A 15386-nucleotide genomic window follows, 5' to 3' on the forward strand; every position below is an offset into this window, starting at 1 on the left:
CCCCGTCGCCGCACCCCCGGCACCGCGCGCGGTGCGCCCGCGTCCCGCTCGCACGCACCCGTACACCTGAACCCGTCACCTTGCGCTCCCAGCGAACAGTTCAGGAAGCGGGATGGCGTTGTCCTACCTGCGCGTTAGGGTCCATGAGTAGGCGGGTTGGGTGGGATGCCCGACTCCCCGTACAAAGACGCTGAGACGGCCGGAGCCGTCAGAGACGAGCAGGTGGAATACGTGACGAATCTGATGCCCTACGCCGCCGGCGAGCCGTCCCTCGGTGGAGGCCTCGGCGACCAGGTCTACAGCCGACTTCTGGGCGAGCGCATCATCTTCCTCGGCCAGCAGGTCGACGACGACATCGCCAACAAGATCACGGCGCAGCTGCTCCTCCTGGCCGCCGAGCCGGAGAAGGACATCTACCTCTACATCAACAGCCCGGGCGGTTCGGTCACGGCCGGCATGGCGGTCTACGACACCATGCAGTACATCCCGAACGACGTCGTGACGATCGGCATGGGAATGGCGGCCTCCATGGGCCAGTTCCTGCTGACCGGCGGCGCCCCCGGCAAGCGCTTCGCGCTGCCGAACACCGACATCCTGATGCACCAGGGCTCGGCCGGCATCGGCGGTACGGCCTCGGACATCAAGATCCAGGCCGAGTACCTGCTGCGTACCAAGAAGCGCATGGCGGAGATCACCGCCCGGCACTCCGGCCAGACCGTGGAGACGATCATCCGCGACGGTGACCGCGACCGCTGGTACACGGCCGAGGAGGCCAAGGACTACGGCCTCATCGACGAGATCATCTCCGCTGCTTCGGGTGTTCCGGGCGGCGGCGGCACCGGGGCCTGAGCCCCGCCTGCCACTGCTCCCACACCTCGCCCCATGAACGCCACCAGGATGGTGAACACCCACATGAGCAACTTCTCCGCCCCTGCCAACGGCCTGTACACGGGTCCGCAGGTGGACAACCGCTACATCGTTCCGCGCTTCGTCGAGCGCACCTCGCAGGGCGTGCGCGAGTACGACCCGTACGCGAAGCTCTTCGAGGAGCGCGTGATCTTCCTCGGCGTGCAGATCGACGACGCGTCCGCCAACGACGTCATGGCGCAGCTGCTGTGCCTGGAGTCGATGGACCCCGACCGCGACATCTCGATCTACATCAACTCGCCCGGCGGCTCCTTCACGGCGCTCACCGCGATCTACGACACGATGCAGTTCGTGAAGCCCGACATCCAGACGGTCTGCATGGGCCAGGCGGCCTCCGCCGCCGCCGTCCTGCTCGCCGCCGGTACGCCGGGCAAGCGCATGGCGCTCCCCAACGCCCGCGTGCTGATCCACCAGCCGTCCTCGCAGACCGGCCGTGAGCAGCTCTCCGACCTGGAGATCGCGGCCAACGAGATCCTGCGCATGCGGACCCAGCTGGAGGAGCTGCTCGCGAAGCACTCCACCACGCCGATCGACAAGATCCGCGACGACATCGAGCGCGACAAGATCCTGACGGCCGAGGACGCCCTGGCGTACGGCCTGGTCGACCAGATCGTCTCGACGCGCAAGAGCACGGCATCGGCTGCGGCCTGACGGCCCCTACCGTGAAGTAACGGGTCCTGCCCACCCCTTGGCACCGTGCACGTCCTCGTGAACCGTGCCAAGGGGGGCCCGAACGGGGGGTCAGGCAAGGTACCGTCGAAGATTGAGGCACCAGGAGTCGCTGCACCCGGCGGCTCCCAGGCGAAGGGGATTCACCTCGTGGCACGCATCGGTGACGGCGGAGACCTGCTGAAGTGCTCGTTCTGCGGAAAGAGCCAGAAGCAGGTGAAGAAGCTCATCGCAGGTCCCGGTGTGTACATCTGCGACGAGTGCATCGATCTCTGCAACGAGATCATCGAGGAGGAGCTCGCCGAGACGAGCGAGGTCCGCTGGGAGGAACTGCCCAAGCCTCGCGAGATCTACGAGTTCCTCGAGGGGTACGTCGTCGGGCAGGAGCCCGCGAAGAAGGCCCTCTCCGTGGCGGTCTACAACCACTACAAGCGCGTCCAGGCCGGTGAGAACGGCGGCGGTGCCAGCCGCGAGGACGCGATCGAGCTCGCGAAGTCCAACATCCTGCTGCTGGGCCCCACCGGCTCCGGCAAGACGCTGCTCGCACAGACCCTGGCGCGCATGCTGAACGTCCCGTTCGCCATCGCGGACGCGACCGCTCTCACCGAGGCCGGTTACGTCGGCGAGGACGTCGAGAACATCCTCCTGAAGCTGATCCAGGCGGCCGACTACGACGTCAAGAAGGCCGAGACCGGGATCATCTACATCGACGAGATCGACAAGGTGGCTCGCAAGAGCGAAAACCCGTCGATCACCCGTGATGTCTCCGGTGAAGGTGTTCAGCAGGCCCTGCTCAAGATCCTCGAAGGCACGACGGCCTCGGTTCCGCCGCAGGGCGGGCGCAAGCACCCGCACCAGGAGTTCATCCAGATCGACACGACGAACGTTCTGTTCATCGTGGGCGGTGCCTTCTCCGGTCTGGAGAAGATCATCGAGTCGCGGGCGGGTGCCAAGGGCATCGGCTTCGGCGCGACGATCCGCTCCAAGCGCGAGATCCAGGCCAGCGACCAGTTCTCGGAGATCATGCCGGAGGACCTGGTGAAGTTCGGGATGATCCCGGAGTTCATCGGCCGCCTGCCTGTGATCACCTCGGTCCACAACCTGGACCGCGAGGCCCTCCTCAAGATCCTCGTCGAGCCCCGCAACGCGCTGGTGAAGCAGTACCAGCGCCTCTTCGAACTCGACGGCGTCGAGCTGGACTTCGACCTCCCGGCGCTGGAGGCCATCGCCGACCAGGCGATCCTGCGCGGCACGGGCGCGCGCGGTCTGCGCGCGATCATGGAGGAGGTCCTCCAGTCGGTGATGTACGAGGTGCCGTCCCGCAAGGACGTCGCCCGCGTGGTCATCACCGAGGAGGTCGTCCACTCCAACGTGAACCCGACGCTGGTGCCGCGCGAGCCGCGGATCATCGGCAAGAACGACGGGCGTCACGAGAAGTCGGCGTAGGTTTCTTCTCCGTACGTACGAGGAGGGCCCGCCCGGTGGAATCCACCGGGCGGGCCCTCCTGCGTGTCCGCTACTGCTTGACGCGCACTTCCTTGCGGAGCTTGGCCGCGATCTCGGCCACCTGGTCCATGGTCGGCGGCTGAAGGTTGTTCCCCTGGGACACCAGGGCAAGCGTGCTGTAGTCGGCCCAGACGCAGATGGTGGAGGTCTGCTCCTGCTGGGTCGCGGGGTTCTTGCTCTTCCCGGCCTGGCACTTCATGATCCCGCCGTCGAAGCCACTGGGGCTGACCTCCTGCGGGGAGCCGATCAGCTGGACGTTGGGCTTGGTGCTGCCCTTCTCCGGCGGCTTCGTGGACTCGGCCCTCGCCAGGGCGAAGTAGTCGTCCAGGGTCTTCTCCGGGTCGCTGATCTTGCCCCATGCCCCGCTGAACATCAGAGACTTGGCGGTCTTCGCCTGCTCCAGGGACTTGGGGTCCGCAGGGTTGATCTTGGTCATGTCCAGGGTCGAATAGATGCCGCCCGCGCTGTGCGCGTCCTGGACGCCGACCTTGGCCATCTCGGCCTTGTCCTCGTCGGAGGTCTTCGGCTCGGCGTTGCCGGCCTTGCTCAGGGTCTTGTACTCACCGCCCAGCACGGTCGGCGGCGAGGCCAGCTTGTGCGGGCCGTCGTCCTTGAGGCCGCCGTTGAAGAACGCGAAGTACGCACCGGCGCCGGCGGCGACCAGCACCACCGCGAGGCCCACGATCAGACCGGTCTTCTTTTTCTTCGGCTCCGGGCCACCGGGGTAGGGCTGCTGCCCGTACGGAGCCTGCGGCGGCTGGCCGTACGGAGGCTGCTGGCCGTACTGCGGCTGCGGCTGACCGTACGGCGCCTGCGGCTGCTGCTGCGGGTACCCGTACCCCTGCGCCGGCGGAGCCTGCTGCGGGTAGCCGTAACCAGGCTGGCCCTGCGGCGGCTGCGGCTGGCCGTAGGGGCCGGGCTGGGCCCCGTACGGGTTCGGCTGCTGCGGCTGCTGGCCGCCGTACGGGCCGGGCTGGTTGTAGCTCATGTGCCGGGTTCCCCCTCCAGATGCTTATGCGTCCCGAACATCCTGTCGGACGGGTGTGACGGGGAGGCTCCCGGGGGCCGCACTGTTACCAAAGAAACGCGTTTCGAAGCGGTGCTCCGGGGCCCTTAAACTGGCGGCGTGACCGAGAACTCTCAGACTCCGCAGCCCGCAGCCACCGACGCATTGCCGACGACCTACACGCCGGCCGCCGTAGAGGGGCCGCTGTACGAGCGCTGGGTAGAACGCGGTTACTTCACCGCCGACGCGAAGAGCGACAAGCCCGCGTACACCGTCGTCATCCCGCCGCCGAACGTCACCGGCAGCCTGCACCTGGGCCACGCCTTCGAGCACACGCTGATCGATGCCCTGACCCGCCGCAAGCGCATGCAGGGCTTCGAGACGCTGTGGCAGCCGGGCATGGACCACGCGGGCATCGCCACCCAGAACGTCGTCGAGCGCGAACTCGCCAAGGACGGCAAGTCCCGCCACGACCTCGGCCGTGAGGCGTTCGTCGAGCGCGTCTGGCAGTGGAAGGAAGAGTCCGGCGGCCAGATCTCCGGCCAGATGCGCCGCCTCGGCGACGGCGTCGCCTGGGACCGCGAGCGCTTCACCATGGACGAGGGACTGTCGATCGCCGTCCAGACCATCTTCAAGAAGATGTACGACGACGGCCTGATCTACCGCGCCGAGCGCATCATCAACTGGTGCCCGCGCTGTCTGACGGCCATCTCCGACATCGAGGTCGACTACCAGGACGACAACGGCGAGCTCGTCTCCATGACGTACGGCGAGGGCGAGGACACCATCGTCGTCGCCACGACCCGCGCCGAGACGATGCTCGGTGACACCGCCGTCGCCGTCCACCCCGACGACGAGCGCTACGCCCGTCTCATCGGCAAGCAGATCAAGCTGCCGCTGACCGACCGCAGCATCCCCGTCGTCGCCGACACGCACGTCGATCCGGAGTTCGGCACGGGCGCCGTCAAGGTCACCCCCGCGCACGACCCGAACGACTTCGCCATCGGCCAGCGCCACGACCTGGAGACCATCCAGGTCCTCGACGAGCGCGGCATCATCATCACCCCCGGCCCCTTCCAGGGCCTGGACCGCTTCGAGGCCCGCTCCGCGATCGTCGCCGCCCTGCGCGCCGAGGGCCGGATCGTCGCCGAGAAGCGTCCGTACGTCCACTCCGTCGGCCACTGCTCCCGCTGCAAGACGACGCTGGAGCCGCGTCTGTCGATGCAGTGGTGGGTCAAGGTCGAGACGCTCGCCAAGGCCGCCGGTGACGCCGTCCGCGACGGTCGCGTCAACATCCACCCCGCCGACCTGACGCCGCGCTACTTCGACTGGGTCGACAACCTCAACGACTGGTGCATCTCGCGCCAGCTGTGGTGGGGCCACCGCATCCCCGTCTGGCACGGCCCGAACGGCGAGATGGTCTGCGTCGGCCCGAACGACGAGGCGCCCACGGGCGAGGGCTGGCACCAGGACACCGACGTCCTCGACACCTGGTTCTCGTCGGGTCTGTGGCCGTTCTCGACCATGGGCTGGCCGGAGAAGACGGAGTCGCTGGAGAAGTTCTATCCGAACTCCGTCCTGGTCACCGGCTACGACCTGATGTTCTTCTGGGTCGCCCGCATGATGATGTTCGGTCTGTACGCCATGGACGACGTCCCGTTCCGCACCATCGCCTTCCACGGCATGGTCCGCGACGAGACCGGCAAGAAGATGTCGAAGTCCAAGGGCAACGTCGTCAACCCGCTGGACTGGATGGACAAGTACGGCTCCGACGCCGTCCGCTTCACCCTGGCCCGCGGCGCCAACCCGGGTGTCGACGTCCCGATCGGCGAGGACTGGGTCCAGGGCTCCCGCAACTTCGCCAACAAGATCTGGAACGCGACCCGCTTCGCGCTCATGAACGGTGCCACTGTCGAGGGCGAGCTCCCGGCCCCCGAGCAGATGACGGCGACGGACCGCTGGATCCTGTCCCGCCTCAACACCGTCGTCGCGCAGATCGACGCGCTCTACGACGACTACCAGTTCGCCAAGCTGTCCGACGCCCTCTTCCACTTCGCGTGGGACGAGGTCTTCGACTGGTACGTCGAGCTGTCGAAGACGACGTTCTTCGCGGAGGGCGAGCAGGCGAAGGTCTCCGCCCGGGTCCTCGGCGAGGTCCTGGACGTCACCCTGCGTCTGCTGCACCCGGTCGTCCCGTTCGTCACCGAGACGCTCTGGACGACCCTCACGGGCGGCGAGTCCCTCGTCGTCGCCGACTGGCCCAAGGACTCCGGTTTCCGCGACAAGGGCGCGGAGCAGGAGATCGAGCTGGTCCAGCAGGTCGTCACCGAGGTCCGCCGCTTCCGCTCCGACCAGGGCCTCCAGCCCGGCCAGAAGGTCCCGGCCGAGCTCTCCCTGGACGGCACGGCGCTCGCCCCGCACGAGGCCGCCATCCGCCAGCTCCTGCGCCTGACGGCCCCCGGTGAGGGCTTCCACGCCACCGCCTCGCTGCCCGTCGCCGGTGCCACGGTCGCCCTCGACCTCTCCGGCACCATCGACGTCGCCGCCGAGCGCAAGCGCCTCACCAAGGACCTGGAGGCCGCCAAGAAGGAGGTCGTCCAGGCGAACGCCAAGCTCGGCAACGAGGCCTTCCTCGCGAAGGCCCCCGACAACGTCGTGGACAAGATCCGCGGCCGCCTGAGCAAGGCCGAGGCCGACATCGCGCGCATCACCGCGCAGATCGAGGCACTGCCGCAGCAGTAGTGGCGGCTCCCGGCGCACGGTGTGCGCGGGGTTTGGTCCGTACGGGAAGGGCCCGGGGAACACCGCCTCTGCGCGGGGTTCCCCGGGCCCTTGCCCGTACCGCTGCTCACACTGCCGGAACGGGCTGCCCCAGCACCGGTGCCGGTGACGGATCCGGCGGCGCGGAGGGCTCCGGCTCCGGTGTGCGCGAGGGCTCCGGTGGCGGTGGCCATGAGGGCTCCGGTGCTGGTGCCGTCGGCGACGGCGTCTGCGTCGGGGAGGGCGTCGCCGTGGGCACAGGGCGAGGCGACTCCGTACCGGTGCTGGTGACGTCGCACGGGACACCGTTGAGCGTGGCGGACTGCGGGGCGGCGGCCCAGCCCCGGTAGGTCGCATTGAAGCCGACCCTGTTGCTGCCGTCCACGTTGCCGCCCACGGAACCGTGGGCGGGGATCAGCGGGTCCCACTCCGCGTTCGACAGGGACACCGCGTGCGGCGAGACGACGATCTCGGCGCCCCAGACCTCGGGCGCCCCGGTGAAGACCGGCCCCTCGTCGCCGTAGCGCAGGGCCAGCGTCCAGCCCCGGATGTCCTGGCCGCCCAGGTTGGCGATCCTGAGGTCCACGGTGAAGTACCGCAGTCCGGGGCCGCCCGGGTCGTCGCCCCAGCGGTTGGCGAGGGCGTAGCGCACCGCGCAGCCGCCGGGGCCGGTGGCGGCGGTGGTCCAGGTCGCGGTGGACTGCGTACGGGCGACGAAGGAGGCCCCGGCGGGCGGTCGGGCGGTCAGCACGACCAGGACCGCCAGCGCACCGGCCAGCGACCCGCCCCGCACCAGCGCACCGCGTCCCCCGCCGTCCTCGTCGCGCCTCCCCGGTGCCACGGCCCCCGCGCACACCAGCACCAGCAGCACCCCGCTCGCGGCCAGCGGCACCCACTGCCCGGTTGCCGCCCAGGCCACCGGGTGTCCCACCAGCGGCACCCGCAGCCGCCCCAGCCCGATCACGTCGGACGCGGCCACGGGAGCCGAGTCCGCAGTGGGATTCGCGTCGCCCTTGGTGGTGAACGTACCGGGGGAGGGCCTGCCCACCACCCGGTGGACGACGGTCGCCCCCTGCGGCCCGGTGAACGCGAGCACCGCGCCCGGTGCCACCAGCTCCGGTGCGAGGGGCGCCGACACGACAACGTCACCGCGCCGGATCGCCGGTTCCATGGAACCGGAGACCACCGCCCCGGTGTGCCAGCCCAGGCACACCGGGGCGAGCGACCAGAACACCAGCCCCGCGAGGAATCCGGCGACGAGACGGCACACGGCCGTCCTCACGACGGTCGCGGCACGTGGTGTTTTGCGCATCAGGGCGCGACGGTCTGCTGGAACTCCCAGGTGAAGGTCAGCCCGACGCTATGGTCGGCGACCTCGTTGCCCGCGGAGGCCGGCAGCGACCAGTCGATCGTGTATGTGCGCTCGGCGCCGCTCGTGACGTTCCACGGCAGCACGCCCGACGCGAAGCCGGTCGCGGAGGACGCCAGGTCGTGCAGGCTGCGGGTGACCGGGGCCCCGCCCTCGGGGGTGATCGTCAGCATCAGGGCGCGGGCCAGTGCGGTGTCGGCGCCCACGGGCGACGCCACGAAGGCCTTGACGACACCGGCGGGGGTGCCGTCGTAGGTGACGGTGACGCTCTGGCTGCCCCGGGCACCCGGGGCGATCTCCTTGGCGTCGAAGACGGCGGAGCCTTCGTGGTCCGAGGTGAGGGTGACGGCGGACGTCGTCGACCAGCGGTTGCCGTCGGTGGAGGTCTGGGCGTTGAACGCGGCGTGCGAGGCGCCGAGGACGAGGGCGCCGGACAGCAGCAGACCGGCGGGCAGGGCGCTCCAGGTGAGGAGCTGGGCGGTGCGCTTCTTCATCAGAGGTGTTCGGATTCCTTGTGAGTCACGCAAGAGGAATGCCTCTTACCTCCAAAATTGTTGATTAATGTCTGAAATGGTCGGGACTGCAATGGTCCGCTCTTCCCGGGATGTAGTGCCTCGGAAGCGCTTCCTGCCCGTGCCGTTCGTCCTGTGGTGCCGCAGATCACGCGTGTAACCGACCGAAGGCTGGCGAATCGGGTCGAAAGTCCCAGGCATCATGGAGCGTATGCACCAGCACAAGCCCACCGCCTCGCCGGCCCTCCGGGCCTGGGCGGCGGGCCGTCACTGGCTGGAGGGCCGCACGGTCGACAGGCGCGCCCTGGACCTGCTCGTCCCGCTGATCTGCTTCGGCCTGATGCTCCTGGACGTCCCCGGGCTCGCCGAGGCGGACAACTCCCTCAACGGCCTCTCCGCCACCCTCGTCCTCGCCGCAGGGGCAAGCACCCTGCTGCTGCGCCGCCGGGCGCCCTGGGTCTCGTACGTCGTCGCCCTCGCCTTCCTGGGCTGGCTGCACGAGCTCACCCTGATCCAGTTCGCCCTGTACTCGGTCGGCCGCTACCGGGGCCGGGCCGCAGCCATCCTCGCGACACTGGGGTACGGGCTCTTCGCGTACGGCATGTTCCTGCTGCCGGGGTGGCCCGAGCACCGGGCCGACACCCTCATGGAGTTCCTGAGCCTCGTTGTGCCCATCGGCGTCCTCGCCGCCGGCGTCGGTGTCGCCGGGTACCGGCAGGACCTCGTACGGGAACTGGAGATCCAGCGGGGGCGCACGGCGGCCCTCCAGGCCGTGCAGCAGGAGCGGCTGTCGGTGGCGCGCGACGTCCACGACTTCGTGGGGCGCGAGCTGACGCTGCTCGCGGTACGGGCCGAGGTCCTGGCCGTACGGGCCCGGGGCGAGGCCCACCAGAAGGACTTCGACGAACTCTCCGACACCGCCCGCAAGGCGCACCGCATCCTCAACGAGATCATCGTGCAGCGCGCCCGCGAGCAGGACGCCACCCCGGGCATCGACGGGCTCGCCGTCCTCGCCGCCGAGGGCGAGCAGGCGGGCAGCCCGGTGGTCCTGGACATCGACGGCCGGGCGGGCGCCCTGTCACCGCTGCGACAGGCCGCCGTCTACCGGGTGGTGCAGGAGTGCCTCACCAACGCCGTCAAACACGCACCGGGCCAGGAGGTCCGCGTACGGATCACCCTCGACGGCGTGCACCTGCGCCTCGAGGTGTGCAACGACCTGCCCAGCGCCGTCCCCGCCAAGGAACCCGTCTCCGCGGGCACCGGCACCTTCTCCATGGGGGAGCGGGTGGAGTCCATGGGCGGCACCCTGGAGGCCGGGCACCACGACGGGAAGTACCGCGTCGTCGCGACACTTCCCGCCGGGGTCTGAAGCCCGTCCTAGCTCCCTTCAGGAGCCTCGGCCAGCCGGCCTTCAGGAGCCTCTGTCAGCTCGCCTTCAGGAGCTTCTGGAGGTTGTCGAAGTCCTCCACGCACTTGCCCGAACCGATCGCCACACAGTCCAGCGGATTGTCGGCCACATGCACCGGAATGCCGGTCGCCGCAGCGATCCGCACATCCAGCCCCGGCAGCAGGGCACCACCGCCGGTGAGCACGATCCCGTGCTCCATGACGTCGCCGGACAGCTCCGGCGGGCACTCCTCCAGCGTCGTGCGCACCGCAGCGATGATCGCCTCGACCGGTTCGTCCAGCGCGGAACGCACCTCGGACGCCGTCAGATCCAGGGTCATCGGCAGACCGCCGACCTTCTGCCGCCCGCGCACCGTGAACGCCCGCATCTCCAGCGCCGGGTCCTCCGGCACCGGCCCCGCAGAACCGATCGCCACCTTGATGTCCTCGGCGGTCCGCTCGCCGATGAGCAACTGGTGCTCCTTGCGTACGAAATCGGTGATCGCGGCGTCCATCCGGTCGCCGCCCACCCGCAGCGACTGCGCGGTCACGATGCCGCCCAGCGAGATCACCGCGACCTCCGTCGTGCCGCCGCCGATGTCCACCACCATGGAGCCCCGTGCGTCCGACACCGGAAGGCCGGCGCCTATCGCCGCCGCCATGGGCTCCTCTATGAGGTGCACGGCGCGCGCACCGGCCCGGTCGGCCGCGTGCACGATGGCCCGGCGCTCCACCGGCGTCACCCCGCTGGGCACGCACACCACCATGCGGGTGCGCGGACGCCGCCCCGGCACCGCCTTGCGCACGAAGTGCCGGATCATCTCCTCGGCCGCTTCGTAGTCACTGATCACACCGTCGCGCAGGGGGCGGATCGCGGTGATCGAACCGGGCGTGCGCCCGATGGTCTCCTTGGCCTCCGCGCCGACGGCCAGCGCCGTCGTCGAACCGGCCTTCACCGCCACCACGGAGGGCTCGTTGAGGACGATGCCGTGCCCCCGCATGTACACCAGGGTGTTCGCCGTCCCCAGGTCGATGCCGATGTCCCGACTGTCGCGCCCGCCGCGGATGCGCGCGGGCGCAACAGATGCAGCAGGGGCCTGCGTGGTCTCGTCGCTCACTCGATAACCTCCCGAATCGTGATCTACCAGGGTCACACACCCCTTTGGTAGGGAAGGGATAAAAGGTCCCCGGGGTTGCGGGCCGAAAGTCCCGCCCCGACCCGCGGCGGGCACGCCCCGCAGTTCACCGGTCCCTGTCGGCCGTTGTCGTACCCCCTCCGTAGACTGGCGGGGTGAGTGACCTCCCCCAGCACGACGACCAGCCCGACGACCAGGCCTTCGCGGAGATCGTCGCCGCCGAGACCGATCGCGACCCCGACCTCGCCGTCATCGAGGCGGGCAGCCGCACCCTGCGCACCCACGGCGGCGCCCCCGCCGGCGACGCCGTGCCCACCCGCCCCGCCGACCCGGAGGTGGACAAGGCGCTGCGCGAGGTCGAGACCGAACTCGCGGGCCGCTGGGGCGAGACCAAGCTCGAACCCTCGGTGACCCGCATCGCGGCCCTCATGGACGTGCTGGGCGAGCCCCAGAAGGCGTACCCCTCGATCCACATCACCGGCACCAACGGCAAGACCAGCACCGCCCGCATGATCGAGGCCCTCTTCGGCGCCTTCGAGCTGCGCACCGGCCGCTACACCAGCCCGCACGTGCAGTCGATCACCGAGCGCATCAGCCTGGACGGCGTCCCGATCAGCGCCGAGCGCTTCGTGGAGACGTACCAGGACATCAAGCCGTACGTCGAGATGGTCGACGCGTCGCAGGACTACCGGCTGTCCTTCTTCGAGGTCATGACGGGCATGGCGTACGCGGCCTTCGCGGACGCCCCCGTGGACGTCGCTGTCGTCGAGGTCGGCATGGGCGGCACCTGGGACGCCACCAACGTCATCGACGCCGCCGTCGCCGTCGTCACCCCGATCTCCCTGGACCACACGGACCGCCTCGGCACCACGCCCGCCGAGATCGCGACCGAGAAGTCCGGGATCATCAAGCAGGACGCCACCGTCGTCCTCGCCCAGCAGCCCGTCGACGCGGCGCAGGTCATGCTGAAGAAGGCCGTGGGCGTGGATGCCACGGTGGCCCGCGAGGGCATGGAGTTCGGTGTCGTGCACCGCGAGGTGGCGGTCGGTGGCCAGCTGGTCACCCTGCGCGGCCTCGGCGGCGAGTACGAGGAGATCTTCCTCCCCCTGCACGGCGCCCACCAGGCGCACAACGCGGCCGTCGCGCTCGCCGCCGTCGAAGCCTTCTTCGGCATCGGCGCCGACCACGCCCGCACCCTGGACATCGACACCATCCGCAAGGCCTTCGCCTCGGTGACCTCCCCGGGCCGCATGGAGGTCGTCCGCCGCAGCCCCACCGTCGTCCTGGACGCCGCGCACAACCCCGCGGGCGCACGGGCCGCGGCCGAGGCGGTCAGCGAGGCGTTCAGCTTCAGCCGCCTGATCGGCGTCGTCGGCGCGAGCGGCGACAAGGACGTACGGGGCCTCCTGGAGGCCTTCGAGCCGATCTTCGCCGAGGTCGTCGTCACCCGTAACTCCACCCCGCGCTCCATGGACGTCGACGAACTGGCGGCCATCGCCGTCGAGGTCTTCGGCGAGGAGCGCGTCCAGGTCGAGCCCCGGCTCGACGACGCCATCGAAGAAGCCATCACCCTCGCCGAGGAAGAGGGCGAGTTCAGCGGCGGGGGAGTCCTCGTCACCGGATCGGTCATCACTGTCGGAGAGGCCCGGCTGCTGCTGGGACGGAACTGAGATCCCTTTATGCGTACGCTCTGTGCCTCCACCCTCATCGGCGAATTCTTCGTGATCGGCTTCGCCGGGCTGGTCGCGATGAAGTCCGAGGACCTGTCCATGGCCACCGTGTGGACGGTCTGCGGCATCGCGATGCTGCTCTCCGTCCTCCTCTGCGGAATGATCACGCGCCCCGGCGGGCTCCAGCTCGGCTGGGTCCTCCAGGTGGGGCTCGTGGTCAGCGGCTTCTGGGTGCCGGTGATGTTCTTCCTCGGCGTCGTCTTCGGCGGCCTGTGGTGGGCGTCCATCCACTACGGCCGCAAGATCGACGAGGCGAAGGCGCGGTGGGCGGCGCAGGCGGAGGCAGAGGCCTGACCCGTCGGGCGGCGCAGGCGGAAGCGGAAGCCTGACCGGTCGGGTCGGACGGCGGACGGCAGCGGCCTGCGGGCGAGGGCAGGGGCCTGACCCCCTGGGCCTGACGGTGTGTGACAGGTCCCCCGTTCGGCCCTGTAATCTGCCCACCACCGCATCCGCACACGCGAGAAACGCACCAAGGAGCCCGCACGTGACCCAGCGCACCCTCGTCCTGCTCAAGCCCGACGCCGTCCGCCGCGGACTGATCGGCGAGATCATCGGCCGCATCGAGCGCAAGGCGAACTGGACGATCTCCGCGCTGGAACTGCGCAGCCTCGACCAGGACACCCTGGAGGCGCACTACGGCGAGCACAAGGGCAAGCCGTTCTACGAGCCGCTCGTCGCCTTCATGTCGTCCGGCCCGATCGTGGCCCTGGTCGTCGAGGGCGAGCGCGTCATCGAGGGGGTACGCCAGTTGGCCGGTCCCACCGACCCGATTGCCGCACAGCCCGGCTCCATTCGGGGCGACTTCGGCACCATCGTCCGCGAGAACCTCATCCACGCCTCCGACTCCGAGGAGTCCGCGGAGCGCGAGCTGAAGCTGTTCTTCCCGGGTCTCGTCTGACCGGAGAAACAGGTGCGCTTTCTGACTGAATGTCAGCCGAACAGCGCCGCCTACCTGGGGCGACCGAATTAATTCGGTCGCCCTTCGGCATATGCACCCGATGGGAGGGAACGCATCCCCCCGACACAGCGTCACCATTGGTGAAGCGGGTATGTGTTCCGCCCACAATGGCGAAGGACCCTCGCGCGGTGACCGCACATGCGGCACTACGATGGAAGTCACCGCGCCCACACCATCCAGCGCACCACCCACTTCGCCTACCGATACAAGCCATCGCACGCAGCAATCGGGAAGGCCCGACGCATCCTCATGGGGAAGAAGAGGGAACCAATGTCGTTCATCGGCCGTGATATGGCTGTCGACCTCGGGACCGCCAACACGCTGGTGTACGTCAGGGGTAAGGGCATCGTGCTCAACGAGCCCTCCGTCGTCGCCATCAACACCAACACCGGCGGCATCCTCGCCGTCGGCGCCGAGGCCAAGAAGATGATCGGCCGTACGCCGGGCAACATCGTTGCCGTACGGCCCCTGAAGGACGGCGTGATCGCCGACTTCGAGATCACGGAGCGGATGCTCCGCTACTTCATCCTCAAGATCCACAAGCGCCGCTACCTGGCCCGCCCCCGCGTCGTCGTCTGCGTGCCCTCCGGCATCACCGGGGTCGAGCGCCGCGCCGTCATCGAGGCGTCCACCCAGGCCGGCGCCCGCCAGGTGCACATCATCGAGGAGCCCATGGCCGCCGCCATCGGCTCCGGCCTGCCCGTCCACGAGGCCACCGGCAACATGGTCGTGGACATCGGCGGCGGCACCACCGAGGTCGCTGTCATCTCGCTCGGAGGAATCGTCACGGCACAGTCGATCCGCGTCGCGGGCGACGAACTGGACAACGCGATCATCCAGCACATCAAGAAGGAGTACAGCCTCCTCCTCGGTGAGCGCACCGCCGAACAGATCAAGATCACCATCGGTTCGGCGTACGACCTCGACAAGGACGAGCACACCGAGATCCGCGGCCGCGACCTCGTCTCCGGCCTGCCGAAGACCGTCGTGATCTCCGCCGCCGAGGTCCGCAAGGCCATCGAGGAGCCCGTCAACGCGATCGTCGACGCCGTCAAGACGACGCTCGACAAGTGCCCGCCGGAGCTCTCCGGCGACGTCATGGACCGCGGCATCGTCCTCACCGGCGGCGGCGCACTGCTGCGCGGCCTCGACGAGCGCCTGCGCCGCGAGACCGGCATGCCGATCCACATCGCCGAGGACCCGCTGGACTCCGTCGCACTCGGATCCGGAAAGTGCGTCGAGGAGTTCGAGGCGCTCCAGCAGGTGCTGGACGCCCAGCCCCGCAGATAGCGGTACGGGCACACGGCGTCCGGGGCCACCTGCCGGCCACGGACGCCGCCGAAGAATCCGCCGTACGGGGCCCGCCGTCCCGTGCGGCGGATCGTTGATATACACGCATACGCATTTTTCCGACGAGGAAGGCACGG

At 69.3% G+C, this 15386-nt stretch carries 13 protein-coding genes; 9 read left to right on the plus strand and 4 right to left on the minus strand.

Annotated elements, in window-relative coordinates; all coding sequences use genetic code 11:
• The first annotated feature begins 231 nt into the window (after window positions 1-231).
• The 3 genes from IE269_RS19190 (at window position 232) to clpX (ending at window position 3042) form a co-directional block, all read left to right on the plus strand.
• Window positions 232-849, plus strand: coding sequence for an ATP-dependent Clp protease proteolytic subunit (locus tag IE269_RS19190; RefSeq protein ID WP_380837040.1), 618 nt, complete (start codon window positions 232-234; stop codon window positions 847-849).
• 48 nt (window positions 850-897) lie between these two features.
• Entirely contained in the window at window positions 898-1578 is a 681-nt protein-coding gene (locus IE269_RS19195) for an ATP-dependent Clp protease proteolytic subunit (protein ID WP_308436968.1), read from the plus strand.
• Between the two features lie 168 nt (window positions 1579-1746).
• Window positions 1747-3042, plus strand: a complete 1296-nt coding sequence (gene clpX, locus IE269_RS19200; protein WP_189824223.1) for an ATP-dependent Clp protease ATP-binding subunit ClpX — start codon at window positions 1747-1749, stop codon at window positions 3040-3042.
• Between the two features lie 70 nt (window positions 3043-3112).
• On the opposite strand, the gene IE269_RS19205 is transcribed toward clpX, so the two are convergent.
• A complete protein-coding gene (locus tag IE269_RS19205) occupies window positions 3113-4090 on the minus strand; it encodes a hypothetical protein (protein ID WP_189824224.1) in 978 nt (325 codons plus the stop codon).
• Between the two features lie 138 nt (window positions 4091-4228).
• Between IE269_RS19205 and IE269_RS19210 the strand changes: the two genes are divergently transcribed.
• Complete coding sequence (locus IE269_RS19210) at window positions 4229-6850, plus strand: valine--tRNA ligase (RefSeq protein WP_189824225.1); 2622 nt, start codon at window positions 4229-4231, stop codon at window positions 6848-6850.
• Window positions 6851-6956: 106 nt separating this feature from the next.
• Here IE269_RS19210 and IE269_RS19215 read toward each other — a convergent pair whose 3' ends face one another.
• The gene (locus tag IE269_RS19215; protein ID WP_189824226.1) at window positions 6957-8180 is read right to left on the minus strand and encodes a signal peptidase I; all 1224 of its coding nucleotides are present in this window, start codon (window positions 8178-8180) and stop codon (window positions 6957-6959) included.
• On the minus strand, window positions 8180-8731 hold the full coding sequence (locus IE269_RS19220; RefSeq protein WP_189824227.1) for a hypothetical protein: 552 nt from the start codon (window positions 8729-8731) through the stop codon (window positions 8180-8182). Before IE269_RS19220 ends, IE269_RS19215 begins: the two co-directional genes overlap by 1 nt.
• Window positions 8732-8960: 229 nt before the next feature.
• Here IE269_RS19220 and IE269_RS19225 point away from each other — a divergent pair, with 229 nt between their 5' ends.
• Window positions 8961-10118, plus strand: a complete 1158-nt coding sequence (locus IE269_RS19225; RefSeq protein ID WP_438817577.1) for a sensor histidine kinase — start codon at window positions 8961-8963, stop codon at window positions 10116-10118.
• Between the two features lie 55 nt (window positions 10119-10173).
• Here the strand turns inward: IE269_RS19225 and IE269_RS19230 are convergent, their stop codons facing one another.
• A complete protein-coding gene (locus tag IE269_RS19230) occupies window positions 10174-11202 on the minus strand; it encodes a rod shape-determining protein (protein ID WP_189824313.1) in 1029 nt (342 codons plus the stop codon).
• 224 nt (window positions 11203-11426) lie between these two features.
• On the opposite strand from IE269_RS19230, the gene folC reads away from it, so the two are divergent.
• The 4 genes from folC (at window position 11427) to IE269_RS19250 (ending at window position 15249) form a co-directional block, all read left to right on the plus strand.
• Entirely contained in the window at window positions 11427-12941 is a 1515-nt protein-coding gene (gene folC / locus IE269_RS19235) for a bifunctional tetrahydrofolate synthase/dihydrofolate synthase (RefSeq protein ID WP_189824229.1), read from the plus strand.
• A gap of 9 nt (window positions 12942-12950) precedes the next feature.
• The gene (locus tag IE269_RS19240; RefSeq protein WP_189824230.1) at window positions 12951-13295 is read left to right on the plus strand and encodes a DUF4233 domain-containing protein; all 345 of its coding nucleotides are present in this window, start codon (window positions 12951-12953) and stop codon (window positions 13293-13295) included.
• 190 nt (window positions 13296-13485) lie between these two features.
• Window positions 13486-13899 carry a nucleoside-diphosphate kinase gene (ndk, locus tag IE269_RS19245; protein WP_189824231.1) on the plus strand — a complete coding sequence of 138 codons (414 nt, stop codon included), beginning with the start codon at window positions 13486-13488 and terminating at the stop codon, window positions 13897-13899.
• Window positions 13900-14229: 330 nt separating this feature from the next.
• A complete protein-coding gene (locus IE269_RS19250; RefSeq protein WP_189824232.1) occupies window positions 14230-15249 on the plus strand; it encodes a rod shape-determining protein in 1020 nt (339 codons plus the stop codon).
• Window positions 15250-15386 lie beyond the last annotated feature (137 nt).

The organism is Streptomyces spiroverticillatus (assembly GCA_014650415.1).
In the GTDB taxonomy this organism is placed as follows: domain Bacteria; phylum Actinomycetota; class Actinomycetes; order Streptomycetales; family Streptomycetaceae; genus Streptomyces; species Streptomyces spiroverticillatus.